Origin of the sequence: Citreimonas sp. (assembly GCF_042096055.1) — a bacterium.
In the GTDB taxonomy this organism is placed as follows: Bacteria; Pseudomonadota; Alphaproteobacteria; order Rhodobacterales; family Rhodobacteraceae; genus Citreimonas.
The window spans coordinates 26,144-39,509 of the sequence record NZ_JBELMH010000003.1 but is presented as its reverse complement, the minus strand read 5'-3'; the positions used below and the strand labels follow the sequence as shown (position 1 = coordinate 39,509).

The window sequence follows — 13,366 nt, the reverse complement described above, 5'->3', positions numbered from 1 at the left end:
CCCGCGACGATCACAGCGTGACGCTCCATTGCACGATCGGGTAGGCGGCCTTCCAGCCGCGCCTCGGCCCGATCGGGGCGGCCTGCGACAACTCCAGCCGCAGCACGGCACCGCCGAGGCGCGCCTGCGCGGCGGCGATCAGGGCTTCGCTTTCCAGCGTGACGGCGTTGGCGACGATCCGCGTGCCGGCGGGCAGCGCGGTCAGACGGTCGAGCAGCGCCTGCGACAGCCCGCCGCCGACGAAGACCGCGTCGGGCGGGTCGAGGCCGTCGAGCGCCTGGGGGGCGCTTCCGGTCACCACGCGCAGGCGGTCCTGCCCCAGCCGCGCGGCGTTCTCGGCGATGCGGGCGGCACGGGCGGGGTCCCGCTCGACGCAGGTGGCGCGCAGGGTCGGATCGCCCAGCAGCCATTCGATGCCGATCGAGCCAGAGCCGCCGCCGATATCCCACAGATGCTCGAAGGCCCGGGGGGCCAACGCCGAGAGGGTCATGGCGCGCACCGGGCGCTTGGTGATCTGGCCATCGTTGTCGAACCAGTCGTCGGGGCGGCCCGAGGCGAGCGGCAGCACGGCGCCGTCGCCCGCCACGGCGATCGCCACGCAGACCGGGTGCGAGAAATCGCCCGTCAGCGCGTCGGCGCGGGCTTCCGTCATTGCCTCGCGCGGGCCGCCGAGGGCCTGCAGGACCGACAGCGTCGAAGCGCCGAACCCCTCGGCGGAAAGGTACTCGGCCAGCGCGTGCACGGAATCGCCGCCGCGCAGCAGCACGATCAGCCGCCGGCCCGGGGCCAGCGCCGGCCGCAGGCGCGTCAGGGGGGCCGCGTGCAGGCCGAAACAGGCGGTCGTCTCGAGCGCCCAGCCCAGCCGCGCGGCGGCCAGCGAGAAGGTCGAGCGGCCCGGCAAGGCGCGCCATTCACTGCGTTCCAGCCGCGCGGCGAGCGTGGTGCCCGCGCCGAACCAGAACGGATCGCCCGAGGCGAGCGCCACCGTGGGCGTGCCGCGACAGGACAGCAGCGTCTCGACCCCGTCGGCGAAGGGCACCGGCCAGTCGATCCGCCGCGCGCCCACATCGGGCAGCAGCGACAGGTGGCGCGGCGGGCCCATGACGATTTCCGCCGCATCGAGCGCCGCGCGGCTTGCAACGCACAGGCCGTCCGGCCCATCTTCGCCCAGCCCGATGATCGTCAGCCAAGGAGCGTCAGCCATGCGACCCAACCTTCTCGTGCTCGGCGGCACGACCGAGGCGACGGCGCTGTGTCGCGCGCTGGCCGAAGCCGGCATCGCGGGCACGATCAGCTTCGCCGGACGGGTCGAGCGGCCCGTGCGCCAGCCGCTGCCGCAGCGCGTGGGCGGGTTCGGCGGCATAGGCGGGCTGGTGGCGTATCTGCGCGAACATGCGATCACGCACGTGGTCGACGGCACCCACCCCTTTGCGGCGCAGATGAGCGCGAACGCCGTCGCCGCCTGCGCCGAGGCGGGCGTGCCGCTGGTCGCGTTGACCCGGCCGCCGTGGCAGGAACAGGCGGGCGACGACTGGACGCGCGTGCCGGATATCGCCGGCGCGGTGGCCGCGCTCGACGGGCCGCGCGCGCATGTCATGCTGGCCGTGGGCCGGATGCACTTGGCCGAGTTTGCGCCCAACCCGCAGCACGCCTACCTCTTGCGCCTCGTCGATCCGCCGAAGGAGGCGCTGCCGTTCCCCGACGCGACCGTGATCGTCGATCGCGGGCCGTTCACCGAGGACGACGACCTTGCCCTGATGCGCGAGCACGGGACCCAGATCGTCGTGTCGAAGAACGCGGGCGGGACCGGCGCGGTGGCCAAGATCTTGGCCGCGCGCCGCCTTGGCCTGCCGGTGATCATGATCGACCGCCCGGCACTGCCGGCGCGGACCGAGGTGCATTCGGTCGAGGACGCGCTGGCTTGGCTGGATCATGCGGGTACCGACCTTGGCGTGTAGACGAAGGGTGCGCCCGCGCGCTCGATGATCCGCGTGGTGGACGAGCCGACGATGACCATGGTGCGCATGTCGGCCATCTCGGGCGTGGCCTGCGTCAGCGGCACGGTGCGGATGGCCTCGTCCGGGGTGGAGACGGCGCGGGCGAAGATCACCGGGCGCGCGTCGCCGCAGGCCTCGTTGAGCACCGCGAGCGTGCGGGCGAAGCCCTCGGGGCGGGATTTCGAGCGCGGGTTGTAGAAGGCCATGGCGAAGTCGGCCTCGGCTGCGAGGCGCAGGCGCTTCTCGATCAGGTCCCAGGGCTTGAGGTTGTCCGAAAGATTGATCGCGCAGAAATCGTGGCCCAACGGCGCGCCGGCGCGGGCGGCGGCGGCGAGCATGGCGGTGATGCCGGGCAGGACGCGGATGTCGAGATCGCGCCAGGGACGCGGCCCGGCCTCGACCGCCTCGAACACCGCCGACGCCATGGCGAAGACGCCCGGATCGCCCGAGGAGACGACGACCACGTGCCGGCCCTCGGCGGCCATCTCCAGCGCGTGGCGCGAGCGGTCGAGTTCGACGCGGTTGTCGGACGGGTGCAGCGTTAGGCCGCGACGCTCGGCCACGCGCGCGACGTAGGGAATGTAGCCGACGACGTCGGTCGCCAGGGCCAGCGCGTCCGACACCTCGGGCGTGACCAGCGACTCGGCCCCGGGGCCAAGCCCCGCGATGACGAGGCTGCCGCTCATGGCCGGCGCCCCTGGCCATGCACCACGACGATCGAGAAATACGGCGTCACGCGCCCCTCCGCCTGCGCCAGCGGAGTCACGGTCTGGCCCTCCATGCTGGCGTATTCCACAAGCCAGGCGGCATCGTAGCGCCCGGCGCTGCGCAGGGCGCGGCGGATCTTGTCCATGTTGCGGCCGATCTTCATCACCACCAGCGCGTCGGCGCGGGCCATGTGCTCGGCCAGCGCATCCTCGGGCAGGGTGCCCATCAGCACCGACAGCACGTCGCAGCCCCAGGTGACGGGCATGCCGGTCGCGGTCCAGGCCGCCGACATGCCGGTGATCGCGGGCACGACCCGCACCGGCACGTGGTCCTTGAGCCGCGTGTAGAGATGCATGAACGAGCCGTAGAAGAACGGATCGCCCTCGCACAGCACGACGACGTCCTCGCCGGCTTCGGCGAGGGCGCGCAGGTGGTCGGTGCAGTCGGCGTAGAAGGCCGAGAGCATGTCGTTGTAGCGCGGGTCGCTGAAATGGATCTCGGTCGTGACCGGGTACTCCATCGGGAACTCGACCGCGTGGTCGGGCAGCATCCCGTCGACGATCTTGCGCGCCTGGCCGGGCTTGCCCGCCTTGCGGAAGAACGCCACGTGGCGCGCGCCGCGCAGCAGCCGGTCGGCACGCACACTCATCAGGTCGGGATCGCCGGGGCCGAGGCCGACTCCGTGGATCGTGCCGGGGGTGGTCATTCCGCGCGGCTCGCGATGGCGTTGATCGCGGCGACGGTGATGGCGCTGCCGCCGAGACGGCCTTGGACGATGCAGCAGGGCACCGGCCGCGCCGCCCACAGCGCGTCCTTCGATTCCATCGCACCGACGAAGCCCACTGGGCAGCCGATGATTGCCGCGGGGCGCGGGCAGGCGGGATCCTCGAGCATGTTGAGCAGGTGGAACAGCGCCGTGGGCGCGTTGCCGATCGCCACCAGCGCGCCCTTCAGGTGCGGGCGCCACAGCTCCAGCGCAGCGGCGCTGCGTGTGTTCGACATCTCCTGCGCCATCTCCGGCACGCGGTCGTCGTTGAGGGTGCAGATCACCGGGTTGTCGGCGGGCAGACGCTTGCGCGTCACACCCTCGGACACCATGCGCGCGTCGCACAGGATCGGCGCGCCCGCATCGAGCGCCGCGCGCGCGGTTTGTACGAAGCCGGGCGAGAAGCGCACGTGTTCCTCGAGGCCCACCATGCCCGCCGCGTGGATCATCCGCACGGCGACCTGCTCCTCGTCCGCGTCGAAGCGGCCAAGGTCGGCCTCGGCGCGGATCGTGGCGAAGGACTGGCGGTAGATCGCGGCGCCGTCGGTTTCGTATTCGTAGGGCATCAGAGGTCTTTCGGGTCGAGTGCCTGCGGATCGAGGCCGGTTTTCACGGGGGCGTCCCACGGCGCGCCGCCTTTCACAAGATCGAAACGCCCCTCTCGGCCGACCAGCGTCGTGGCGGCGGCGCGGGGATGCGCGCAGCCCTTGGCGCAGCCCGAGACGTGCAGGTCGCCGGGCACATGCGCGGCCAGTCGGGCGGCGAGGGGCCGGGTTTCGACCGTCGCCTGCGGGCAGAAGGGCGCGCCGGGACAGGCATGGGCGTGCATCGCGGGATCGCCCGGGCGCGTGACCAAGCCGGGGGCGGTGTCGATGTGTGCGCCCTGCAGGACAAGCGTTCGGCCGGTGGCGGGGCGGAGTGCGGTCGCGCCGGAGGTCTCGACCAGCGCGGCGAGTGCGTCGGCTTCGAGCGCGCCGAAGGGGACGCCGAGGATCGTGCCGGCCTCGGTCGGTCCCGGCGTCAGCGTGGCGGTCCCGGCGGGCTGCGCGACCTGCCAGGTGGCGGGCAACGCCTGCGTGCGCAGGTGGCGGGCCATGCGCCCCGTCTCGGCGCCCCCGGTGTCGGTGAACCAGCGTGCCATCTCGGCCAAGGCCTCCATCGCGTCGCCTTCGGTCACCTTGCGGCCGAGGATTGCGCCGTCGGCGCGCAGGATCAGACTGCCGTCATGCGCGGTCTCGATCCGGAAATCGGCCGAGGCGTCGGACAGGTAGCGGCGGTCGCTGCAATCCACCGCGAAGCCCATCTTCTGCGGCAGATCCGGCAGACCGGGCAGGGCGGCCAGCAGCGCGTCGTGCAACCGGGCAGCCAGATCGCCGGGCGCCCACAGCGGCGTCATCAGCACGTTGCGGCGCGACTCGACGCCCGGGTCGGCGTCGATCAGGCCCAGCGCGTCGAGCGCCGCCAGCAGCGCGGGATGGTCGCCTTCGGTCACGCCCCGGATCTGCAGGTTCGCGCGCGAGGTCAGGTCGATCATGCCATTGCCGAAGCGCCGGGCGAGGGCGCAGAGCGCCAGCGCCTGCCGGGCCGTCACCTCGCCCCGGAACGGACGCACGCGGACCACCAGACCGTCGCCGGACAGCATCGGGCGGTGCGCGCCCGGGCACCAGCCCTTGACCAGAGGCGCGCTCATTCCCCGGCCTCGAGCGCCGCGAGGACCGAGTTGCGCCGCGTGTGCCACAGCCCGGCCGCCAGAAGCTCGGCGAAGCGGGCCTGCATCGCGGCGTGCGCGCCCGGGTTGGCGTCGCGGAGGAAGGCGTCGGTCGCGTCGTCTCCGAGGGTGGCGTCGTGGTAGGCGTCGAAGAGGTGCGGCGACACCGCGCCCGCGAGGTGCGCGAAGGCCGCCATGTGATCGAGCGTTGCGGCGATCTGCGCGGCGCCCTGGAAGCCGTGCCGCCGCATGCCGGCGACCCAGTCGGGGTTGGCGGCGCGGGCCATGACGACGCGGGCGATCTCTTCGGTCAGGCTGCGGGCGCGGGGGCGCGCGGGGTCGGTCGCGTCCAGGTGGTAGAGCGCGGCCTTGCCCCCGGTCACCGCCTGCGCGGCAGCGAAACCGGCCTCGTGCGCGGCATAGTCGGCGGCGAGCAGCAGGTCGGTTTCGGGCAGGTCCTGCAGGTGGACAAAGGCCTCGGCCCCGGCGACGGCGGCGCGGATGCCTGCGGGGTCGCGGGTCGCAGCCTCGCCGTCCTGCGCCCAGGACGAGGCGGCGAGCCACGCCTCGCCCGCCGCTTGCCGCGCCTCGGGCGTGAAGGTCTCGGGCAGGGCGCCCATGCCGAGGCCGAACTGACCCGGCGCGGGGCCGTAGACGCGCGCGGGCGCGTCGCGGCCCGCGAAGGGATTCCAGTCGGGCGCCTCGTCGCGGGAGGACAATGCGCGCACAGCCTGTGCGTAAAGTGCCGTGAGCGTCGGGAACACGTCGCGGAACAGACCCGAGACGCGCAGCGTCACGTCGGCACGCGGGCGGTCGAGCTCGGCGATGGGCAGCACCTCGATGCCCGAGACGCGCTCGCTCCCGGCGTCCCAGACCGGCCGCACGCCCATCAGGTGCAGCGCCATGGCGAATTCCTCTCCGGCGGTGCGCATCGTGGCCGACCCCCATAGGTCGACCACCAGCGCGCGCGGCCAGTCGCCCTCGTCCTGCAGGTGGCGGCGGACGAGCTCCTCGGCCAGGGTGACGCCCTGCGCGTAGGCGGCGCGGCTGGGCACCGCGCGCGGATCGGTGGTGAAGAGGTTGCGGCCGGTGGGCAGGACGTCGGTGCGCCCGCGATAGGGCGAGCCCGACGGCCCCGGCGCCACACGGCGGCCGGCGAGCGCGTCGAGCAGCGCGTGCTTTTCCCCGTCGGCCGAGGCGGTCGTGTCGAAGGTGGCGCCGGTTTCGGGCCGGCCCCAGACGTGCAGCCCGTCGCCGAACTGGCTTTCCTTCACGTCGCAGACGAAGCGGTCGATCCGGGTGATCGCCTCGGCCGAACAGGCGGCACGGTCGAGGCCGAGGTCGTCCTCGACGCCAAGGCTCTGCGCCTCGGTCCGGATGTCGGATTGCAGGCGGTCGCGGCGTTTCGGGTCCAGCCCGTCGGCGTTCGAGAACTCGTCGAGCAGCGCTTCCAGCCGCGCCAGCCGGTCGGGCGTCTTGGACTCGCGCAGCGGCGGGGGGACGTGACCGATGGTGACTGCGCCGATGCGCCGCTTGGCCTGCGCGGCCTCGCCGGGGTCGTTGACGATGAACGGGTAGATGACGGGCAGGCTGCCGGTCAGCGCCTCGGGCCAGCATGCGGCCGACAGCGCGACGGACTTGCCCGGAAGCCATTCCAGCGTGCCATGCGCGCCGATATGGACCAGCGCGTCGGCGTGGCGGTGCAGCCAGAGGTAGAAGGCCACGTAGGCGTGGCGGGGCGTGCGGCTCAGGTCGTGGTATTCGTCGCCGCGATGCTCGGGCGTGCCGCGTTCGGGCTGAAGCGCGAGCCACGACGTGCCCAGCGGGATCGCGGCAAAGCGAAAGGCGTCGCCGTCGACGTCCGGATCGGTTTCGGGCGCGCCCCAGGCGGCGTGCAGATCGTCGCGCAGCGCCTGCGGCAGTCGGGCAAGCGCGGCGCGGTACTCGTCGAGCGACCAGCGCAGCGGGCGGTCGGCCAGCCGCGCCTCGAACCCTTCGGGCGGGTCGGTCACGGCGTAGCCCGCCTCGCGCAGGTCGGCCGCGATGGCGCGGGCCGAATGCGGTGCGTCGAGTCCCACGGCGTGGCCCATGTTCCAGCCCTTGCCGGGATAGGTCGAGAGCACCATCGCGACGCGACGGTCGGCCACGGGGCGGCGGGACAGGCGCAGCCAGCCGTCGACGCGGTCGGCGATGGCGTCGATCCGGTCGGGGGCGGCGACGTGGCCGAGGCGGGTGAATTGCAGGTCGGGATCGCGCGCGCCGGGCTCCTTGAAGGACGCAACGCCGCCCAGGATGCGGCCGTCGACTTCCGGCAGGACCACGTGCATGGCCAGATCGGCGGGCGAGAGGCCACGCTCGGCCTCCGCCCACGCGGCGCGGCTAGAGGTGGCCAGCGCGACCTGGAAGACCGGCACGTTCGCGGCGTCCAGCGGCGAGGTGCCGTCCTCGCCCTTGCCCGAGAAGGCGGTTGCGTTGACCACGGCGTCGGGCGCGAAATGGCGCACCTGCCGGGCGAGCCAGCCCGCCGCGTCCGGCGCCTTGAGCGACGGCGCGAAGAGCGCGCGCACGGCGTAGCCTTTCGCCGCGAACGCCTCGTGAAGCGCGCGGACCGGGGCGAGGTCGGCGGCCAGCAGGTAGGAGCGGTAGAAGACGATCAGGACCTTGGGGCGGTCGTCGGGGATCAGGTCCGCGACGGGGCAGGCGACGCCGCCCTCGGGCGTCCAGCCGCCGACCATTGGCAGCACCTTGGAGCCGCGCACCGGCCCGGCGTAGAGGCCGGCGGCCATCGCCATCTGCGCAAGGGCCGCCTGCGCGGCGACCGCGCCGCCGGCGTCGCACAGCTCGGCCAGCCGGTGCAGCGTGGATTTCGGCAGGGTCGAATGGGCGTCCAGCCGTTCGTCGGGGCGGCCGTCGGCGGGCAGCACGGCCAGTGCGATGCCACGGCGCTGTGCAAGCTCACGCACCTGTTGCAGCCCGTATGCCCAGTAAGGCACGCCACCGATCAGCCGGATTAGGATGCCCTTGGCGCCCTCGAGCGTTTTCTCGACGTAAGTATCGACCGACAGCGGATGTTTCAGTGCCGCGAGGTTCGCGAGCCGGAGCGAGGGCAGGCGCCCCTCGCGCCCGCCGCCGCGATGCCAGCCCTCCGCGAAGGCGCCGAGATCGCTGTCCGAGAAGGACAGCACGACAAGGTCGGCCGGGTCCTGGCCCAGGTCGGTCGGCGTCTCGGTTTCTTCGAGGCCGTGGCTTTCGCGGAAGATGACGTGCATCGGGACCCCGTGCCGGGCGCCGCCCGGCCTGCGCCGTTACTCGGCCGGCTGCGTCTGGGGCCGCAGCGCCGCCTCGATCACCGCGCGGTCGATGTCGTCATGCTCGGCGATCACCACCAGGCGGCCCTGCCGCGCCTCGTCTGGCTTCCATGGGCGGTCGAACTGGTGCCGCACGCGGGCGCCCACTGCCTGCACCAGCAGGCGCATCGGCTTGCCCGCGACCGCGGCGTAGCCCTTGACGCGCAGGATGTTGCGCTCGGTCGCCAGCCGCTCGATCGCGGCGACCAGATCGCGCGGATCGGCCAGTTCGGGGATGTCCACGACGATCGAGTCGAAATCCTCGTGGTCGTGATCGGCCGCGTCGTCGTGGTGGCTGGGGCGGGCGTCCATGTCGTCCTCGGCTGCAGCTTCCAGCCCGAGGATCACGCGCGGATCGACCGCGCCCTCGGCGACCTCGATCACCGGCAGCGGGCGGGGCGCCTCTTGCGCAATGATTTCCTTGGCCTTCGCCACGCCCTCTGGGCCGGCGAGGTCGGGCTTGGTCAGCAGCACGATGTCGGCGCAGGCGATCTGGTCCTCGAATACCTCCGACAGCGAGGTTTCGTGGTCGAGGCTGTCGTCGGCCAGCCGTTGCGCGTCCACGCGCGCCACGTCGGGCGCGAAGCGGCCCGCCGCCACGGCCTCGGCGTCGGCCAGGGCGATCACGCCGTCCACGGTGATCTTCGAGCGGATGTCGGGCCAGTCGAAGGCCTTGAGCAGCGGCTTTGGCAGGGCCAGGCCCGACGTCTCGATCAGGATATGATCGGGCCGCGGGTCGAGCGCCATCAGCGCCTGGATCGTCGGGATGAAATCGTCGGCGACGGTGCAGCAGATGCAGCCGTTGGCGAGTTCGAGGATGTTCTCCTCGGGGCAGTCGGGGATGGCGCAGGATTTCAGGATCTCGCCGTCGACGCCCACGTCGCCGAACTCGTTGACCACGACCGCCAGGCGCCGGCCGCCCGGGTTCTGCATCAGGTGGCGGATCAGCGTCGTCTTGCCGGACCCGAGAAAGCCCGTGATCACCGTGACGGGAAGCTTGGAAAGGTCGGTCATCGCTCAGATCTCCGTGAGGTTCGGCATGGGGGGCGTTGCGGGGTCGATGGCATCGGCGAAATCAAGCGGCGGCACACGCGCCACGCAGTTGCGTTTGAGATGCTCGGGCCGCTGTCGCCACGGGATCAGCCCGTCATCCGTCGCGTGATAGAGTGCGGCACCGTCGACCAGCATGTCCAGATGCGACGCTTCGTCGACATTGCCGTACACGTAGGTCCAGCGGTTGCCGCCGCGCAGCGCCACGGTGCAGCCGTGGTCGCAGTTCTGCAGGCAGTCCACGGCCCGCAAGGTCACGCCCTGCGGCAGGCCGCGCGCCGCCAGCGCGTCATGGAGCGCATGGCCCGGGCGGCGGTCGTCGGCGGGCGTTTCGACCTGGCCGCGGCACTTGATGCAGACCAGCAGTTCGGTGGGTGGCGTCGCGGTCATCGTCGTCTTCCCGTCGGGCGGGCAGGGGGCGAATGGCGGAGGCGCGCGCGCGATCCGACACCCGGCACACCCCGTCCGGTTGCATCTTCCGCGCTGGCAGGTCTCCCGGCTTGCGGATGTCGGGCGTTGGCCCATCGGTCCTGTCCGGCCTTCCCGGCGCATGGCCAGTGGCGTGGACGACCTCTCCGGTCACGGTCGCGGGGGCGGCTGCACTTGGCCCCGTTTCCGGGGCTGCACATTCCCTTTTCACCCGTTAACAACGGGCACCAGCACCACGCGGGATGCGCCCATGCGGCCCGCCTGTCAAGAACCGTTTCTGAGGGACCGCCGGGAGGGACCGCCATGACCGAAGACGCAGCCACGGACGAAAACGCTCGCCACAACGCCAAGATGCGCAAGATCAAGGAAGCGCGCGACCGGATGATGGCCACCAAGACCGAGGAGAAGGGCCTGATCATGGTCCATACCGGTCCGGGCAAGGGCAAGTCGTCGTCTGGCTTCGGGATGATCATGCGCTGCATCGCGCACGGGATGCCCTGCGCCGTAGTGCAGTTCATAAAGGGCACGTGGGTGACCGGCGAGGCCGAACTGCTGCGCACGCGGTTCAGCGACGAGTGCCGGTTCTTCATCTCGGGCGAGGGATTCACCTGGGAGACGCAGGACCGCGAGCGCGACGTGAAGGCCGCGCAGGCCGGCTGGGCGATCGCCAAGGAGCAGATCCGCGACCCGGAGATACGCTTCGTGCTGCTGGACGAGATCAACATCGCGCTGCGCTACGATTACCTCGACATCGACGAGGTGGTCGATTTCCTGCTGACCGAAAAGCCAGACATGACGCATGTCTGCCTGACCGGGCGCAACGCCAAGCCCGAGCTGATCGAGGCGGCGGACCTCGTGACCGAGATGAGCCTCGTCAAGCACCCGTTCCGCGACGGGATCAAGGCCCAGCAGGGCGTGGAGTTCTAGGCGATGCGCGCCCTCATGCTGCAGGGCACCGGGTCCAACGTGGGCAAGTCGATGCTGGTCGCGGGGCTCTGCCGGGCGGCGCGTAGGCGGGGCCTGTCGGTGGCGCCGTTCAAGCCGCAGAACATGTCGAACAACGCGGCCGTGACGTCCGACGGCGGCGAGATCGGGCGCGCGCAGGCGCTGCAGGCGCGGGCCTGCGGGCTGGCGCCGCACACGGACATGAACCCCGTCCTGCTGAAACCCGAGACGGATGTGGGCAGCCAGGTCGTCGTGCAGGGCCGGCGCGTGGCGACCGTGAAGGCGCGCGACTACGCGGCGCTCAAGCCCCGGCTGATGGAGTCGGTGCTGGACAGTTTCGGACGGCTGAAGGCGCGGCACGACCTGGTGATCGTCGAGGGCGCGGGCAGTCCGGCCGAGGTCAATCTGCGCAAGGGCGACATCGCCAACATGGGCTTTGCGCAGGCGGCGGACGTGCCGGTCGTGCTGATCGGCGACATCGACCGCGGCGGGGTGATCGCGCAGATCGTGGGCACGCAGGCGGTGATGGATGCCGCCGACGCGGCCCGCGTGGCAGGATTCGCGATCAACAAGTTCCGCGGCGATCCGCGCCTGTTCGACGACGGCTACGCGCTGATCGCCGAGCGCACCGGCTGGCGTGGTTACGGCGTGCTGCCGTGGTTCGCGGAGGCCTGGCGCTTGCCGGCCGAGGATGCGCTGGATATCGCCGCGTCGCCGCACCGGGGCGCGGTGCACGTGGTCTGCCTGCGCCTGTCGCGGATCGCGAATTTCGACGACCTCGATCCGCTGTCGCAGGAGCCTGGGCTGCGGGTCACGATGCTCGAGCCCGGGCAGCCGATCCCGGCGGATGCTGACCTGGTGATCATCCCGGGCTCGAAATCCACGCGCGGCGACCTGGCGTTCCTGCGCGCTCAGGGCTGGGACATCGACCTCGCCGCCCATCACCGGCGCGGCGGGCGGATCCTGGGCCTGTGCGGCGGCTACCAGATGCTGGGGCGCATGGTCGCCGACCCCGAGGGGATCGAAGGGGCTGCGGGCGAGACGCCGGGCCTGGGCCTGCTGGACATCGAGACCGTGATGGGCGGCGACAAGAGCCTGCGCGAGGTCGCCGCCCATCACGCGGGCCTCGACCGGCCGCTGCGCGGCTACGAGATCCATATCGGCCGCTCGGAGGGCCCCGACCGCGCGCGGCCCTTCGCGACCGTGGACGGCACGCCCGAAGGCGCGGTGTCGCGCGACGGGCGCGTCGTGGGCAGCTACCTGCACGGCATGTTCGCCGATGACGGCTTCCGCGCGGCGTGGCTGGCGCAGCTCGGCGCCACGGCCTCGGACCTGCGCTACGACGACGGGGTGGAGGCGGCGCTGGACGCGCTGGCGGATCATCTCGAGGCGCATCTGGACGTCGAGGGTTTGCTCGCGGCAGCGCGCTAAAGGTTGGCCAGCGCGCGTTCGATCTGCGGCCAGCGTTCGGCCGGAGGCAGGCCCAGTCTCAGCCAGGTGTCTGAATACGGGAAGATCCGGCTCCAGACGTGCTGCCGGGCCAGCGCGCCGCGGGCTGCGGCGGCATCCGGCGTGGCGTAGGTGCGGAACAGCGGCGTGCCGCCCACCAGCGTCCAGCCGGCCGCCTGCGCCAGCCGGTCGAGCCGCGCGGCGTCGCGGGTCAGCCGCGCGGTGGTGGCGTCCTGCCAGTCGCGGTCGGCCAGGGCGCGGGTCGCGACCTCGATCGCGGGGCCCGGGACCGGCCAGGGCCCCGCCCGCTCGGCCAGCCGCGCGGCCAGTTTCGGTTGCGCCAGCGCGAAGCCCAGCCGCAGGCCCGCCAGCCCGTAGAACTTGCCGAAGGATCGCAGGACCACGATGCTTTCGGGCGCGTCCTGCAGATGCGGGACCAGCGACAGGTCGGTCTCGGTGTCGGCAAAGCTTTCGTCCACGATCAGCAGGTCGACCGTGCGGGCGAGGATCAGCAGCGCGTCGGGTGTCCAGCGCCGGCCGTCCGGGTTGTTGGGGTTCACCACGACGGCGAGGTCGGCGCCCTCGGCCGCCTTCAGGTCCGGCACCGTGTCCACCGTCCAGCCAGCGGCGCGCAGGGCGCCCGCATGTTCGTTGTAGGTGGGCGAGACGACAGCCGCGCGGCCCGGCGCGTGCAGATGGGGAATCGCCTGGATGGCGCCCTGCGCGCCGTTGAAGGCGATGGCCGGCGCCTGCGCGTCGTACGCCTGCTGTGCGGCACGGGCCAGCGCGTCCATGGCCGAGCGGTCGGGCAGGCGGGTGAAGGCCTCGGCCGACAGCGGCGGTACCGGGTAGGGTACTGGGTTGATGCCGGTCGACAGGTCCAGCCACGCGTGCCGCGCACCGCCGAAGCGGCGGATCGCGGCGTCGAGGTCGCCGCCGTGGTCGCGGGGGGATGCGGGCTCCATTC

12 protein-coding genes and 1 riboswitch are annotated in these 13,366 nt (G+C 72.3%); of the genes, 3 read left to right on the top strand and 9 right to left on the bottom strand.

Annotated features, from left to right (window positions below; genetic code table 11):
* Window positions 1-10 precede the first annotated feature (10 nt).
* The gene (cbiE, locus tag ACFDTC_RS01705; protein ID WP_375257135.1) at window positions 11-1,204 is read right to left on the bottom strand and encodes a precorrin-6y C5,15-methyltransferase (decarboxylating) subunit CbiE; all 1,194 of its coding nucleotides are present in this window, start codon (window positions 1,202-1,204) and stop codon (window positions 11-13) included.
* Between cbiE and ACFDTC_RS01700 the strand changes: the two genes are divergently transcribed.
* Window positions 1,203-1,958 (top strand): cobalt-precorrin-6A reductase, encoded by a 756-nt coding sequence (locus ACFDTC_RS01700; RefSeq protein WP_375257134.1) that lies wholly within the window; start codon window positions 1,203-1,205, stop codon window positions 1,956-1,958. The two genes, cbiE and ACFDTC_RS01700, sit on opposite strands and share 2 nt — an antisense overlap.
* On the opposite strand, the gene cobJ is transcribed toward ACFDTC_RS01700, so the two are convergent.
* From cobJ to ACFDTC_RS01665, 7 genes are read right to left on the bottom strand one after another with little or no spacing between them, the layout of a single operon-like run.
* On the bottom strand, window positions 1,931-2,683 hold the full coding sequence (gene cobJ, locus ACFDTC_RS01695) for a precorrin-3B C(17)-methyltransferase (RefSeq protein WP_375257133.1): 753 nt from the start codon (window positions 2,681-2,683) through the stop codon (window positions 1,931-1,933). The two genes, ACFDTC_RS01700 and cobJ, sit on opposite strands and share 28 nt — an antisense overlap.
* On the bottom strand, window positions 2,680-3,411 hold the full coding sequence (locus tag ACFDTC_RS01690; protein ID WP_375257132.1) for a precorrin-2 C(20)-methyltransferase: 732 nt from the start codon (window positions 3,409-3,411) through the stop codon (window positions 2,680-2,682). The genes cobJ and ACFDTC_RS01690 overlap by 4 nt, the downstream gene beginning before the upstream one ends.
* The gene (locus ACFDTC_RS01685; protein WP_375257131.1) at window positions 3,408-4,037 is read right to left on the bottom strand and encodes a precorrin-8X methylmutase; all 630 of its coding nucleotides are present in this window, start codon (window positions 4,035-4,037) and stop codon (window positions 3,408-3,410) included. Before ACFDTC_RS01685 ends, ACFDTC_RS01690 begins: the two co-directional genes overlap by 4 nt.
* Window positions 4,037-5,161, bottom strand: coding sequence for a cobalamin biosynthesis protein CobG (locus ACFDTC_RS01680; protein ID WP_375257130.1), 1,125 nt, complete (start codon window positions 5,159-5,161; stop codon window positions 4,037-4,039). Before ACFDTC_RS01680 ends, ACFDTC_RS01685 begins: the two co-directional genes overlap by 1 nt.
* Window positions 5,158-8,448 (bottom strand): cobaltochelatase subunit CobN, encoded by a 3,291-nt coding sequence (gene cobN, locus ACFDTC_RS01675; protein ID WP_375257129.1) that lies wholly within the window; start codon window positions 8,446-8,448, stop codon window positions 5,158-5,160. Before cobN ends, ACFDTC_RS01680 begins: the two co-directional genes overlap by 4 nt.
* Before the next feature lie 36 nt (window positions 8,449-8,484).
* On the bottom strand, window positions 8,485-9,540 hold the full coding sequence (gene cobW, locus ACFDTC_RS01670; RefSeq protein ID WP_375257128.1) for a cobalamin biosynthesis protein CobW: 1,056 nt from the start codon (window positions 9,538-9,540) through the stop codon (window positions 8,485-8,487).
* 3 nt (window positions 9,541-9,543) lie between these two features.
* Window positions 9,544-9,966 carry a DUF1636 family protein gene (locus tag ACFDTC_RS01665; RefSeq protein ID WP_375257127.1) on the bottom strand — a complete coding sequence of 141 codons (423 nt, stop codon included), beginning with the start codon at window positions 9,964-9,966 and terminating at the stop codon, window positions 9,544-9,546.
* 77 nt (window positions 9,967-10,043) lie between these two features.
* Window positions 10,044-10,252: riboswitch (cobalamin riboswitch) on the bottom strand.
* A 56-nt stretch (window positions 10,253-10,308) separates the two neighbouring features.
* Here ACFDTC_RS01665 and cobO point away from each other — a divergent pair.
* Window positions 10,309-10,932, top strand: coding sequence for a cob(I)yrinic acid a,c-diamide adenosyltransferase (gene cobO / locus ACFDTC_RS01660; RefSeq protein WP_375257126.1), 624 nt, complete (start codon window positions 10,309-10,311; stop codon window positions 10,930-10,932).
* Between the two features lie 3 nt (window positions 10,933-10,935).
* The gene (locus ACFDTC_RS01655; RefSeq protein ID WP_375257125.1) at window positions 10,936-12,381 is read left to right on the top strand and encodes a cobyric acid synthase; all 1,446 of its coding nucleotides are present in this window, start codon (window positions 10,936-10,938) and stop codon (window positions 12,379-12,381) included.
* On the opposite strand, the gene cobD is transcribed toward ACFDTC_RS01655, so the two are convergent.
* Window positions 12,378-13,364 (bottom strand): threonine-phosphate decarboxylase CobD, encoded by a 987-nt coding sequence (gene cobD, locus ACFDTC_RS01650; RefSeq protein ID WP_375257124.1) that lies wholly within the window; start codon window positions 13,362-13,364, stop codon window positions 12,378-12,380. The two genes, ACFDTC_RS01655 and cobD, sit on opposite strands and share 4 nt — an antisense overlap.
* Window positions 13,365-13,366: the final 2 nt, after the last annotated feature.

Bases quoted from the DNA above. Each gene is read 5' to 3' on its own strand.
- ACFDTC_RS01690 (WP_375257132.1), bottom strand. From the start codon at position 3,411: ATGACCACCCCCGGCACGATCCACGGAGTCGGCCTCGGCCCCGGCGAT.
- cobN (WP_375257129.1), bottom strand. From the start codon at position 8,448: ATGCACGTCATCTTCCGCGAAAGCCACGGCCTCGAAGAAACCGAGACG.
- ACFDTC_RS01665 (WP_375257127.1), bottom strand. From the start codon at position 9,966: ATGACCGCGACGCCACCCACCGAACTGCTGGTCTGCATCAAGTGCCGC.
- ACFDTC_RS01700 (WP_375257134.1), top strand. From the start codon at position 1,203: ATGCGACCCAACCTTCTCGTGCTCGGCGGCACGACCGAGGCGACGGCG.
- cbiE (WP_375257135.1), bottom strand. From the start codon at position 1,204: ATGGCTGACGCTCCTTGGCTGACGATCATCGGGCTGGGCGAAGATGGG.
- ACFDTC_RS01680 (WP_375257130.1), bottom strand. From the start codon at position 5,161: ATGAGCGCGCCTCTGGTCAAGGGCTGGTGCCCGGGCGCGCACCGCCCG.
- cobJ (WP_375257133.1), bottom strand. From the start codon at position 2,683: ATGAGCGGCAGCCTCGTCATCGCGGGGCTTGGCCCCGGGGCCGAGTCG.
- cobO (WP_375257126.1), top strand. From the start codon at position 10,309: ATGACCGAAGACGCAGCCACGGACGAAAACGCTCGCCACAACGCCAAG.
- ACFDTC_RS01685 (WP_375257131.1), bottom strand. From the start codon at position 4,037: ATGCCCTACGAATACGAAACCGACGGCGCCGCGATCTACCGCCAGTCC.
- cobD (WP_375257124.1), bottom strand. From the start codon at position 13,364: ATGGAGCCCGCATCCCCCCGCGACCACGGCGGCGACCTCGACGCCGCG.
- cobW (WP_375257128.1), bottom strand. From the start codon at position 9,540: ATGACCGACCTTTCCAAGCTTCCCGTCACGGTGATCACGGGCTTTCTC.
- ACFDTC_RS01655 (WP_375257125.1), top strand. From the start codon at position 10,936: ATGCGCGCCCTCATGCTGCAGGGCACCGGGTCCAACGTGGGCAAGTCG.